Source organism: Bacillus sp. ISL-55, from assembly GCF_018613155.1.
Lineage (GTDB): Bacteria > Bacillota > Bacilli > Bacillales > Cytobacillaceae > Mesobacillus.
Genome location: NZ_JAGGQU010000052.1, coordinates 20,084 through 32,588, shown reverse-complemented (window position 1 = coordinate 32,588; position 12,505 = coordinate 20,084). Strand labels below are relative to the sequence as shown.

At 41.7% G+C, this 12,505-nt stretch carries 13 protein-coding genes and 2 other annotated features; of the genes, 2 read left to right on the top strand and 11 right to left on the bottom strand.

Translation table 11 applies throughout. From position 1 onward, the window contains the following. Window positions 1–107: 107 nt before the first annotated feature. The 3 genes from J7E32_RS21005 to J7E32_RS20995 all read right to left on the bottom strand — a co-directional run bounded on the left by J7E32_RS21005 (window position 108) and on the right by J7E32_RS20995 (window position 2,315). Entirely contained in the window at window positions 108–344 is a 237-nt protein-coding gene (locus tag J7E32_RS21005) for a hypothetical protein (protein WP_214911425.1), read from the bottom strand. 191 nt (window positions 345–535) lie between these two features. Further along, entirely contained in the window at window positions 536–1,594 is a 1,059-nt protein-coding gene (gene mnmH, locus J7E32_RS21000; protein WP_214911424.1) for a tRNA 2-selenouridine(34) synthase MnmH, read from the bottom strand. A 142-nt stretch (window positions 1,595–1,736) separates the two neighbouring features. Continuing rightward, window positions 1,737–2,315, bottom strand: coding sequence for a hypothetical protein (locus tag J7E32_RS20995; RefSeq protein WP_214911421.1), 579 nt, complete (start codon window positions 2,313–2,315; stop codon window positions 1,737–1,739). A gap of 388 nt (window positions 2,316–2,703) precedes the next feature. On the opposite strand from J7E32_RS20995, the gene J7E32_RS20990 reads away from it, so the two are divergent. Further along, on the top strand, window positions 2,704–3,303 hold the full coding sequence (locus J7E32_RS20990) for a class I SAM-dependent methyltransferase (RefSeq protein ID WP_214911419.1): 600 nt from the start codon (window positions 2,704–2,706) through the stop codon (window positions 3,301–3,303). A 69-nt stretch (window positions 3,304–3,372) separates the two neighbouring features. On the opposite strand, the gene trpA is transcribed toward J7E32_RS20990, so the two are convergent. From trpA to J7E32_RS20950, 8 genes are all read right to left on the bottom strand, one after another. Further along, a complete protein-coding gene (gene trpA, locus J7E32_RS20985; protein ID WP_214911484.1) occupies window positions 3,373–4,143 on the bottom strand; it encodes a tryptophan synthase subunit alpha in 771 nt (256 codons plus the stop codon). After that, complete coding sequence (gene trpB / locus J7E32_RS20980) at window positions 4,143–5,348, bottom strand: tryptophan synthase subunit beta (RefSeq protein WP_214911417.1); 1,206 nt, start codon at window positions 5,346–5,348, stop codon at window positions 4,143–4,145. The genes trpA and trpB overlap by 1 nt, the downstream gene beginning before the upstream one ends. Further along, the gene (locus J7E32_RS20975; RefSeq protein WP_214911415.1) at window positions 5,349–5,966 is read right to left on the bottom strand and encodes a phosphoribosylanthranilate isomerase; all 618 of its coding nucleotides are present in this window, start codon (window positions 5,964–5,966) and stop codon (window positions 5,349–5,351) included. Continuing rightward, a complete protein-coding gene (gene trpC, locus J7E32_RS20970) occupies window positions 5,956–6,750 on the bottom strand; it encodes an indole-3-glycerol phosphate synthase TrpC (protein ID WP_214911413.1) in 795 nt (264 codons plus the stop codon). The genes J7E32_RS20975 and trpC overlap by 11 nt, the downstream gene beginning before the upstream one ends. Before the next feature lies 1 nt (window position 6,751). After that, entirely contained in the window at window positions 6,752–7,777 is a 1,026-nt protein-coding gene (gene trpD, locus J7E32_RS20965) for an anthranilate phosphoribosyltransferase (protein WP_214911411.1), read from the bottom strand. Further along, on the bottom strand, window positions 7,761–8,363 hold the full coding sequence (locus J7E32_RS20960) for an anthranilate synthase component II (protein ID WP_214911409.1): 603 nt from the start codon (window positions 8,361–8,363) through the stop codon (window positions 7,761–7,763). Before J7E32_RS20960 ends, trpD begins: the two co-directional genes overlap by 17 nt. Beyond that, entirely contained in the window at window positions 8,344–9,741 is a 1,398-nt protein-coding gene (gene trpE / locus J7E32_RS20955; protein ID WP_214911407.1) for an anthranilate synthase component I, read from the bottom strand. The genes J7E32_RS20960 and trpE overlap by 20 nt, the downstream gene beginning before the upstream one ends. Before the next feature lie 58 nt (window positions 9,742–9,799). Then, window positions 9,800–10,055 (bottom strand) — a binding site (T-box leader). A 60-nt stretch (window positions 10,056–10,115) separates the two neighbouring features. Continuing rightward, window positions 10,116–10,361: a binding site (T-box leader), on the bottom strand. Between the two features lie 61 nt (window positions 10,362–10,422). Next, window positions 10,423–11,064 (bottom strand): MOSC domain-containing protein, encoded by a 642-nt coding sequence (locus J7E32_RS20950; protein ID WP_286183666.1) that lies wholly within the window; start codon window positions 11,062–11,064, stop codon window positions 10,423–10,425. A gap of 161 nt (window positions 11,065–11,225) precedes the next feature. Here J7E32_RS20950 and bcbE point away from each other — a divergent pair, with 161 nt between their 5' ends. After that, window positions 11,226–12,500: a bacillibactin exporter BcbE gene (gene bcbE, locus J7E32_RS20945; RefSeq protein WP_214911405.1), complete on the top strand. Its 1,275-nt coding sequence runs from the start codon at window positions 11,226–11,228 to the stop codon at window positions 12,498–12,500. Window positions 12,501–12,505 lie beyond the last annotated feature (5 nt).

The window sequence follows — 12,505 nt, the reverse complement described above, 5'->3', positions numbered from 1 at the left end:
TGTTAATTCAATAACATGCTTTTATTATCGCAGTAAAACTATTCCTATTAAAAAAGAACAACAAAAAAACCGGTTAGACCGGCTTTTAGATTTGTTGCTTATCCTATCTATAAACTCATTAAAGTTGCATACATATTTTTTGGTGCAAAAAGGTTATTTCTTTTTTCAATCTGACTAGGCTCAATCATTTCACTTTGTTCTACAGGCAATTCAATATGCCCGCATGTGATACACTTTTGAAATCTTGCTCCAGCTGTAAAAATGTCTACACCATCATTCGTTCTAAATCCCGCATTCTCCTCGTGCATTGAAAAACGGTGGTGGCAATTTTTCGATTCGCGCATATTTAATCCTCCTGTTAAATGGTTCTCATTTAATTATATATCAAATATTCAGAAATTTTACGTGACAAAAATCATAATTTAATCTCAATCTGTTAAATAAATTCAAATTTAGAACTTCCAGGACAAGAGCAAAAAAGAAGAAGGAAAGCATCTACCTGCTTTCCTTCTTTAATTACCTTTTTTCAATTATTTTAAACCGCTGTTGAATCAGAAAATGTCTTCTGTATTTCTTTTACAATATTCTCTATAACCTCCGGGTCATCTGCATCGATTTCCTTAAAAGGTCCATTATATTCCAGAAGTGCATGGTTGTAGCGAGGGTCATAATAATGGACGAGTAAAATCTCGATTAATTCTTTATAGTTTTTTTCTTCCATGGCCATGGCAAGGGATGGAGAAACTTCATGGTTGATTCGTTTGATTAATTTCGATACCTTCTCCCTGACTTCCTCTTCAAACCAGGCTTCTCCGAGGAAAGGCTGAACATATTCATTGTATATCCGTTGTACTCTTTTAGGTATTGAGCTTTTGACCATGTAATGAATTCCGTTCACCTTTTTCTCGAGCATTTCCTCCGGCTGAGCTGCACGCCCAATTCTTTTGCTCTCCGCTTCAATAATAAAGTAGGCAGAGCCTTTAATTTCATTCAGCCTTTCAAATAACAATGCATCAAATGTTTTTTGATTGTGTGCCTCTCCCATGCCAATCATGCCAAAAATGGATCCTCTATGGTTTGCCATTTTTTCAAGATCAACAACAGGATATCCCTGTTCCTGGAGAGCATGCAAAATGTCGGTTTTTCCAGTTCCTGTCATCCCATGCAGGACGATGGCCTTACCTGGCAAAAGTTGAGGAATTCTTTCCAAAATATATTCCCTGTATGCCCGGTAACCACCCTCCAGGCGCAGAGCCGGCAATCCTGCGTATCCAAGGAAGGATGCAACAGATTTGCTCCTCATCCCGCCTCTCCAACAATGAATCACAGGCTCAGCACCTGTCTTCTTAAGGTCCTTTATTTCACCAAGCAAATGTGGCAGCTTTGGAGAAACAATCTCCATAGCTCGCCATTTGGCAGCTTCTTCACCTGATTGCTTATAAAGCGTCCCTATCTCTTGTCTTTCCTCATCAGTGAATAATGGTATATTGACCGACCCAGGTATTGCCGATTCACGATGCTCGATCGGCGCCCTGACATCGACTGGTATATATTCCTTTGAGTTGACTAATTCTTGTACTGATATGTCTTTCATTATCCGATTGACCTCCATGGTCGTATGTTTAAACCTACATCTATCTATTGTACCTAAAACTAGCAGAGTTTTCACCATTATAACCTTAAATCAAACAATCCTTTCAAATTTTAAATAGAAAAAAACCGCAGAATCTCCGCGGTTAACAGTAAAAGTTTTTGCCGACAAGTATACTGACTGACTGGCAGAATTCCTTCCACTGATCCGGAAAGGAATCAAGGCCTCTGCTTTCATAGGTCTTTCCTTTTGTTTTTAATTTTACTGACCAGCTGGTACCGTCTACAACAATACCTTCTGTTTGGTAATCTTCTTCCCAATCCCACAATCTCAAGGGATACAATTTCTTCTTGAAATCCTCTACGCTGCCAAAGGTGCCTACCTTCAGCGGCCCGGAAGATTTGGAGTCGAGATGCCATTCAAAGTAGGTAAAAGTATTCCTTTTAAAATCGATCCTAACCCTCATTTCAGGACCAGGATATCCGTGCAGCACGACAGTCATTAGAACGGGTTCTCTATCAGGCCTAATTGATACGATATCATCTTTCACAAGGAATAATTCTTTATTGCTGCTGACAAGTGTTTTTATATATGAAGGTTCAACCATACCCTGCCTATCACTAACAATGCCAGGGTCTTGTTCACTCATTTCCATGCAGATCACTGGAATCGTGGCATTTCCTTTTTTTTCTAAAATATCGAGAAGAGCTTCGTACATTTTCATCTCGTCCAACGTCCTTTATAAGAAACTATATATTTCGTCCTTTTCGGCTTCATCCATGGAAAACTTTAAGTAAAGTATAAACAACAAATATTGTATTGTACTGTAACAAATCGCACGCTTTTTTAAAAAAAATCGATTTTGCATACGACAAATTCAGTCATTATTCTTCATCAATCATCGTCTTAATGTAGGATCCTGTCTTTTTCTGCGCTTTCCCGAGAAATAATTTTCAGAATAGACTGTCTTTAATCAATCTATTTCCTAGTCATCTCTCAAAAAGGTTCCAATTATAGGTTAATGGACGTCATTAAGTTTAATAATAAAGGAAAACTGGTATAAAAGAGAAAAACAGTTCAAATATTGGATAATCAAATCAGGAGTGACTAAAATGATAGATTCAATGGCGAAGCAGTTCGAGCAACCAAAAGGAATTCTAGGAAAGCTAGCAGGGACGATCATGTATTTTGAGAACCGGAAAATTAATAAGTGGAGCATACAAAAGCTTCAAGTCCATAAATATGACCGTATTTTAGAAATTGGATTTGGGCCTGGATATGGAATTAAGACTTTAATGTCCAATTACCGCGGAATAGAAGTCGACGGAATAGATCTATCTGCCAAAATGAAAAACGAGGCGGAAAAGAGAAATAAAGATTGGATTGAACAAGGTAAAGTACAACTAACTACTGGGGATGTCGCCAACTTCCAGCCCGAACATTCCTATAATAAAATCATTTCTGTTAACAATTACCCACTTTGGGAGAAGCCGCTGACTTCCTTAAATCACTTGCATCGATTGTTGAAACCAGGTGGGAGAATCGTCCTTACTGTCCAGCCTCGCGAAGATGGGTCGACGGCTCAAACTACAAAACAACTGGGAGAACGAATGAAAAAAGATTTGCTTAGTGCCGGTTTCAAAGACCCGGAGATCTCTTATCTGCAGGTAAGACCAGTTTTGACGGTTTGTGTAACCGCAGAAAAGAAGTAACCGCTGCTTGATATGCAGCGGCTATTTTCGTTTGCTACTGGTTGGTGTTTTTCATCCATTCTAATAAAGTCATACCCTAACCTCTACAGCAGTTCCCACAAGCTGTCTTATTCCATCCAGATCTTCTTGTTCGAATAAATCAATAATTTTACTCCCAACTATGACACCATCACAATGCTTGCACACTTCTCTTACTTGATCAGCGTTTGAAACTCCGAACCCTGCCAGCACAGGGACAGAGCTGTTACTTTTTACCATATTGAGGAAATTAGTCAAATCCCCGCTGAAGTTGTTTCTTGCACCAGTGATACCAGTTACGGTAACAGCATAAATGAATCCTGTGGCCTTGGAGCCGATTTCTTTTATTCTCTCAACTGGAGTTGTGAGCGTCACTAACCGGATTAAAGAGATTTCATGCTCCTTAAGCGACGGTAGAATGAAATCTTCCTCCTCAATAGGCAGGTCAGGGATAATGCAGCCTGATATTCCTGCCGTTTCAGCATCCTCGGCAAACTTCTCGAGCCCATATGCCACAAGGGGGTTCAAATAGGTCATTAGAATAAGAGGGATTGAGATTTCAGTTTTGAAAGTTTGAACCTTCTCCAGCACCTTTCTCAACGTAGTTCCTCTGCTAAGCGCCCGGATACCAGCTTCCTGGATTGTAGGCCCATCTGCAACGGGATCAGAAAATGGGATACCAATTTCTACGGCATCTGCACCACATTCTTGTAAAAATAGCAGCTTTTCTTTTAGGGTTTCGAGCCCTCCATCTCCAGCCATTATATATGGAACAAAAGCCTTTTTTCCTTTTTCAGTCAGAGCCTTTTGAATTCTATCCATCATTCCATTCCTCCTATCCTGTCCTTAATTGCCTGCACATCCTTATCACCACGGCCAGATAAACAGACAACGATACTCTCATCTTTGCTCATCCCAGCAGCTAGCTTGACTGCGTACGCAATGGCATGTGCACTTTCCAAAGCAGGGATGATTCCCTCTAACTTTGAAAGCAGTTGAAATGCTTGAAGTGCTTCATCATCCGTTACCGATTCATATGTGATTCTATTAATATCATGCAGATAGCTGTGTTCAGGGCCGATGCCAGGGTAGTCCAGTCCAGCCGATATCGAGTGCGCCTCCTGAATTTGTCCGTCTTCATCCTGAAGAAGGTACATCATCGCACCGTGAAGGACACCTGGTTTCCCTTTAGATAGTGATGCGGCATGTTTGTCAGTTGCCAGGCCGAGACCAGCAGCTTCTACTCCATAAATCGACACGCTTTTATCATCAATGAATGGATAGAATAAGCCAATCGAATTGCTGCCGCCGCCAATACAAGCAACTAGTGCATCAGGAAGCTTCCCTTCTTTTTCGAAAAATTGCTGTTTCGTTTCTTTGCCGATGACACTTTGAAAGTCACGGACCATTTTTGGGAACGGGTGCGGACCCATTACTGATCCAAGGATATAGTGAGTATCGCGCACGTGTGTCACCCAGTAGCGGAGAGCTTCATTGACCGCATCCTTCAATGTACCGCTGCCTGCATCTACACTGATGACCTTTGCTCCAAGAAGTTCCATTCTGAAAACATTTAATTGCTGGCGTCTGATATCCTCTTTCCCCATGAAAATCACACATTCCAAATTGAGCAAGGCACAGACTGTTGCAGTAGCAACTCCATGCTGTCCCGCCCCTGTTTCAGCAACAATCTTTCGCTTGCCCATCCTTACTGCCAGCAAGGCCTGCCCGACTGTATTGTTTATTTTATGTGCACCTGTATGGTTGAGGTCCTCTCGCTTTAGGTATATTTTTGCTCCACCAGCATGCTCTGTTAGATTACCAGCCAGGTATAATGGCGTTTCCCTCCCAACATAATCCTTCATTAATTTTTGCAAGTCGACATGGAACTCCTCGTCTGCCAAAGCTCTGTTGTATTCCTTCTCCAATTCAAGAACAGCATGCATCAGCGTTTCGGGTACAAACCTTCCGCCATAATTTCCAAAATGGCCTTTTTCGTCGGGCAAATTATAAGTATTTGTAATCATTCAAACTTCCTCCCTCTCTTTTTTTGCATTATTTATAAAATCATTTATTTTAGCTAAATCTTTTTCTCCGTTTGTTTCGACACCGCTGCTGACATCAACCATAAAGGGATTGACCTTCGCGATTGCTTCGCTGATATTCCCAGGGTCCAATCCACCCGCCAAAATGATGTTGCCCTTTGACTTTCCGATTGCTTTTGCCAGATCCCACTCAAAACGTGAACCGTTTCCTCCCCGATATTCTTCTGGAGGACTGTCCAGGAGAATATAATCAGCTCTTATAGTATCAATTTTTTCGAGGTCCTCCGGTGACTTAACGGAAACAGCCTTGATTAATGGCAGGCCAGTTGATCGATAGTCATCAGGATTCTCATCACCATGAAGCTGAATATGTGTAAGGCCGGCAGTTTCGGCGATTTTCTTTATTGTTGCAGCATCTTCGTTCACAAAAACCCCTGCCTTCCAGACATGTTCCGGTAAAGCTTCAATGATTTTCTTTGCCTCTAAAGCTGTTATTTTTCTTTTGCTGGCTGCAAAAACGAAACCCAAAGCATTAGTCCCGCATTGAACCGCATGCTGTGCTGCCTCGATTGTTCTTATTCCGCAAATTTTAACCTTCATGAGAATCCCTCACTACTGGAACAGTGAATGCATGAAAGGTTTCAATCAGATCAGCGGAAGTCATGAATGTTTCCCCTATCAGGACTCCGTCTGCGCCAGCTGCTGCTGCACGGACGATGTCGTCTCTTGATTTCATCCCGCTTTCACTGATCAGAAACGCTCCTGCCTTTTTTATAAGCGGTCCTAGCTTCTCGGTGTTTATGAGATTGACCTCGAATGATTTTAAATCGCGATTATTGATTCCGATGATTTGAGCTTTTATATAGAGAGCTTTTTCCAGATCTGTTTCGTCATGGATTTCAACGAGGCACTCAAGCCCTTTTTCTGAAGCATAATCGTAAAGCTCTGCCAATTTCTCTAGAGACAATGCGGAGGCAATAAGCAAAATGACATCCGCTCCTGCAGAACGGGCCATGTCTATTTGAATTTGATCAACGATAAAATCCTTGCAAAGAATTGGAAGGTCTACTGCTTCTCTGACCTTTTTCAAATCAGTGAAGGTTCCTTTAAAACCTTTTTCATCCGTTAACACCGATATAGCCGATGCACCTGCCCGCGCATAGAGTTTGGCTTGCTGAGCAGGATCCAATGAAAGATTAATGTCTCCTTTAGAAGGTGACGCTCTCTTAAATTCAGAAATGATGGCAACATTATTTGCCTCTCTTAAGGCCTTTAGCAAAGAGCGTGGCTTCGAGGAAATTTCAGATATATCCTTGGCTGACTTCCTCAGCTCTTCCACCTCCGCTTTTTTTCTTTCTATGATTGAATCAAGTATTGTCCCCATCTCACCCTACCGCCTTTTTGTTTCGATTGCTGATGCTGATTAAGTTCTCAAGTTTTGCCAATGCTCTGCCTGAATCAATGCTTTCCGCTGCGAGATTCACTCCCTGAAGAATCGTTTCTGTCTTCCCGGCGGTATAAATTCCAAGACCTGCATTCAGCAGCACAGTATCCCGGTGTGCGCCTTTTTTACCTTGAAGGACCTGGAGTAAAATATCTGCATTATCTCGTGCATCCCCACCCCTGATCTTGCTGTTATCGTAAACTGGCAAGTTCACTTCTTCTGGCTGAAGTTTGAAACGATTGATTTTTCCTTCTGAAACGATGACCATTTCGTTTTCACCAGCAAGAGATGCTTCATCCATTCCTCCAGCTCCGTTAATGACGATCGCCCGCTTCCTGTTCAGGTTCGAAAGCACATGGGCAAACTTATCGAGCATATCCCTGCGGTAGATCCCGAGCAGCTGGTAATCAAGCTGTACTGGATTTGTAAGCGGCCCGATTAAATTAAAGATTGTAGGGATTTTCAGGTCCCTTCTTACCTTCATGATTTGTTTCAATTTTGGGTGGACATGGGGTGCAAAAAGGAAAGCAATCCCATTCTGCTCAAGAGTTTCTTCTGTTGCTTTTGGAGAGAAGTCAAGGCTGACACCGAGTGCCTCCAATACATCCGCGCTCCCGGTCTTGCTCGATACGCTTCTGTTCCCATGCTTTGCTACTGTAATACCGGCCCCTGCAATGACAAATGCAGAAGTGGTGCTAATGTTGAAGCTTTTGGATCCATCTCCACCTGTTCCGCAATTATCCAGAACATTCGGTATATTTTTTGTAAAATTCAGCGCATGTTTTCTGATTGCCTTAACCAGCCCAGATACTTCCTCGGCGGTTTCTCCTTTTGACTTGAGTCCTGTCAAAAACGATGCTATTTCGGCATCTGTTGTATCCTGGTTAAAAATTTCCTGTACAGCTTCTTCCATTTCATGCTCCAACAACGATTTCCCTTCGACCACCATTTCAAGATAATGTTTCATGAGTTAAAATCCCCTCTCTGATTTCACTTAGAAAATTTGATAAAATCTGCTTTCCGCTCTTCGTGCCAATTGATTCCGGATGAAATTGAAGTCCGTATAAAGGATAAAGTTTATGTTTGATAGCCATGATTTCCCCATCATCAGCTGCTTCAGCCAGAACCTCAAAATCTTCATTCAACGTCGCCCGCTCGATCACCAAAGAATGATATCTCATTACTTCAGGATGTTTCTCCAATTCATTCATTAGTGAAGTTCCGGTATGCACAAGCTTCGACTCCTTGCCATGCCTGATTCTTTTAGCCTTGATGATCGAACTGCCAAATGCATGGGCTATCGCCTGATGGCCAAGACATATACCAAGGATTGGGATTGATGGGGTCAGTTGTTTAACAGCCTCGACACAGATGCCTGCTTGCTCAGGCCTTCCCGGACCGGGCGAAAGGACGATTGCTTCGGGCTGCATGCTGGAGATTTCCCGAACCGATATTTTATCGTTCCGGACCGTTTCCACTTCAGCGCCCATTTCACTCAAGTATTGGTATAGGTTATAGGTAAATGAATCGTAATTATCGATCAGTAGGATCATTGGCTGCCTCCATCAATGCTTTTAATTTATGGTTGGTTTCATCGAACTCTTTTGCAGGATCAGAATCATATACAATACCGGCACCCGCCTGAAGATATCCTTTGCCATCCTTGACAACCAATGTTCTGATCGCGAGGGCAAAATCCATGCTTCCACAAGCAGAGAAATAACCGACTGCACCTGAATAAACCCCTCTTTTTTCAGCTTCAAGCTCGTTGATGATTTGCATCGCGCGAATTTTTGGAGCTCCTGATACTGTTCCTGCAGGCAGACATGCCGCCAGACCATCGATTGGGTGAGCATCTTGCAGCAGCCTCCCGCTTACTTCGGATACAAGATGCATGACAAACTGATATCTCTCAACAGCCAGGAATTTATCAATTTTCACACTCCCAACCTCACTTATCCTCCCTAAATCATTCCTTGACAGATCGACGAGCATCTTATGTTCGGCCAATTCCTTTTCATCCTGGATTAATTCCGCTTCCAGTTTTAGATCTTCATCAGCTGTTTTACCCCTTGGTCTGGTGCCAGCAATTGGGTTGGTAATCATTGTTCCATCACGATATTTCACGAGACTTTCAGGGGATGTGCCGGCAACCACATATTCCTCAAAATCTATAAAGTACATGTAAGGTGAAGGATTATCGACTCGAAGCTTTCGATAAAACGAAAATGGATCTCCTTTTGCATCACCGGAAAGCCTTCTTGACAGTACAACCTGAAAGATTTCTCCCTCTTCAATCAAGCTCTTTGCAACTCTGACCGATTTCTCAAACTCCTCCCTGTTTTGCGATGATTTAAAATCAGAAAGTGAAAATCGAATGACTGGCTGCTTTTTGACTGGCGAATCAAGTTCTTTCTTCCGTTTCTTGATTTTCTTAAAAAGATCATCATTGCTGAATCCTGGAAACGGAATGCCAATCAGGTTGATTTTTTGTTTAAGATGGTCAAATACAATGACTTCATTGAAGAACATCAAATGCGCTTCACGCATATCAAGAGGGTCCTCTTTTAGCGGGCCAATTTCCTCAAAATCGCGAATGAAATCATAGCTTACAAAACCTACACCGCCTCCTATGAAAGGAATATCAATTTCAGTATTTAATTTTGGAAGCAACTCCTTCAGCGCCTCAGAAAAAGAACCCTGTATTCGCTCCTTAATACCTTTCCTTGCCAGATAAGTCTCTCCCTTTTCATTCAATAGCTCATAAACGGGGTCACAGCCAATGAAAGAAAAACGACCGGAATCATTATGTTTATGAGAACTTTCCAGAAGGAATTTTTTCTTTCCGGAAATCATTTGATAGATGGATATAGGCGTTAATGTATCTCCTTCAATCTCTTCAATAAAGATATTTGGTGATTCAACCTTCATATAAATCCTCCTTCAGAAAATAAAAAAGTCCCCTATACATGCACAAAGATTGTGCTGTATAGAGGACGATTACGATTGGACCGCGGTGCCACCTCATATTGGAGCCTAGAGACTCCCTCTCTTCAGGTACAGGAAAACCAAAAAAAGCTTTCGATATACCCTATCCTTTTAACGGAGGAATCCGGGCAGCCCTACTATTACTTCAGGCTGCCTCTCACAAGGCCATTCGACAAGTATTTCTGTACCGGTTCACACCATTCCCGGCTCTCTGTAACAGAAAAATCCTGCTTACTCTTCTTGCTCATCGAGTTTACATAATAAAATTATGGGGTTTTTCAGTATAAACAAAAAGGGCCCCCATCCTTATTGAATACAATAAGGACGAGAGACCCGTGGTGCCACCTTAATTAGCTGTAAAACAGCTCACTTAACAGCATCGAGCACTGAATGCTTAATGCCTGCCTTTTGTAACGATAAGGCCTTTCGCCAAAGCCTACTGCCTGAAGGGTTCGGTTTGGAAGCTCGGAAGTCCATTCGCTGCAACAGTTACACTGATTCTCACCAACCATCAGCTCTCTTGAGTACCCGTTTCAGTTACTACTCTTCGTCATCGCTCATTCATATATTATTCATTATATTAAAGCGGTAATACACAAATGTCAAACAAAAATTGAAATATTTTTAATTTTTCTGCTTTAAAAGTTTCTCAAGGTTACCCTTCCAGTCTTCTGCCAGTTCCTCGATCCCCAAGAGTTCTTCAATTGCCTGGTAATCCTTCCTATTATGAAAATAAATTTCATTAGCCATTAAAATCGAAAACTTGTTTTGTTTCCTCTCTAAGAAATTAATTTCGGAGTCCTCAAAAACCATACCCTCTTGGAGAACACGGAAAAAATAGCCGGTATAGCCAGTCTCCACCACCCTTTTCAGCAGCGTGTCAATTTGGTTATTCTTCGAAATCTTTGAACACGGTATCCTTCCCTGTGTCACCTGGATGACAGCTTCTCCAAGCTTATAGATATCACCTATATAGACATCATCTTCCAACATTCCCTGAGCTGAAATATTCTCGCCAAAGGTTGGAGGTGCTAATTCCTTTCCAAATTCAACAGACCATTTTGAATAATGCTGTGCAGGATAAAAGCAAACAGCTCTATCAGGTCCTCCATGAAACTCTGTTGCTGCCACGCCATCTCCCTGAAAGGATTCTTTTGTCAGTAAAGCTTGTATCACTCTTTTTTTATCAATTGCTGATAATTCTTGTTTGCCGTGCCAGTTCTTAAGCTCCGGCTTCCCGACATTCAAGTACAATATTTGGGGCATAATTCCACCAACCTTCAAGCCTTTTCCAATTATTTTATCCTTTTCACTCCAAAAACTCCATAAGGATTTTCACAGAAAAACCTTTCCCATAAAAAGACATCTGTTTTTTCTCTAGTTTAAGTCCACACTAAAATTAGTATGAAAAAAGGCAGGTTACGATCATGAATTATATTGAAAACTTGTTTCCTAAAGCTGGAGGAGTTTCAAATAAAAAAGAAAAGGACTCGAAAAAGGATGGTGCCAATAATCAAAAATGGGCAATTGTCTCGATCGCTTCCATTCCACTCGTGATGACACTTGGAAATTCGATGCTGATTCCAGTTTTGCCTGTCATGGAGAAAAAGATGGGTATTACCGCCTTTCAATCGAGCCTGATCATAACCGTATATTCAATTGTAGCAATATTTTTAATCCCGTTAGCCGGGTATTTATCTGATCATATTGGTCGAAAGAAAGTCATAATTCCAAGCCTGATCATAACTGGTATCGGCGGCACTATATCAGGGTGGGCCTCATGGCAAATGAACGATGGTTACTGGGTTGTCTTAATCGGAAGAGCCTTGCAGGGCGTTGGAGCAGCCGGTGCTTTTCCAATTGTTTTGCCATTGGTTGGAGATATGTTCAAAAACGATGATGAAGTAAGCGGAGCTCTGGGAGAAATCGAAACTGCTAACACACTTGGAAAGGTTCTCAGCCCTGTATTAGGGTCATTCCTGGCAGGAATCATCTGGTTTATCCCGTTCTTTTCAATACCAGTTTTCTGCGCCCTGTCTATAATCATGATGATCTTCCTGGTTAAAAGTCCAAAAAAGAAACAAGAACCACTGCCATTCAAGGATTTCCTTAAGAAAATAAAATTGATTTTCACTGAAAATGGGCGTTGGCTGTATGCCATCTTTTTTATTGGTGCGATTGTCATGTTCGTGTTGTTTGGAGTCTTATTTTACCTGTCCGATATTCTGGAGAACAAATATGGTATAAAGGATTTGAAAAAAGGACTGGTTCTTGCCCTGCCGTTAGGAGCTCTATGCCTTTCATCATTTATTACAGGTAAAGTAATAAAAAAGAATATGGTCCTTATGAAATGGATTACGTTCTCCAGCTTAGTTTTGCTTGGTATAGCAGTGGCCCTCCTGAGTTTCTCAAGAGAGTTATGGTTTTTGATTTCCATGTTCCTTGTTGCCGGCATCGGTATAGGTGCAAGCCTGCCGCCACTGGATGCCTTAATCACTGAGAGTATTGAAAAAGAAGAACGAGGTACCATCACATCCATATATAGCTCAATGAGGTTCATAGGAGTGGCCGCAGGTCCTCCCATCATCGCTCTTATGATGAAAAATTCAAATAAACTAATGTTCATTATCCTAACCGCTTTAAGCATCGCTGCCGCTTTGGCAACATTTCTTGCCATAAAACCAGATAAAAAAGGGACGTAAAAAAC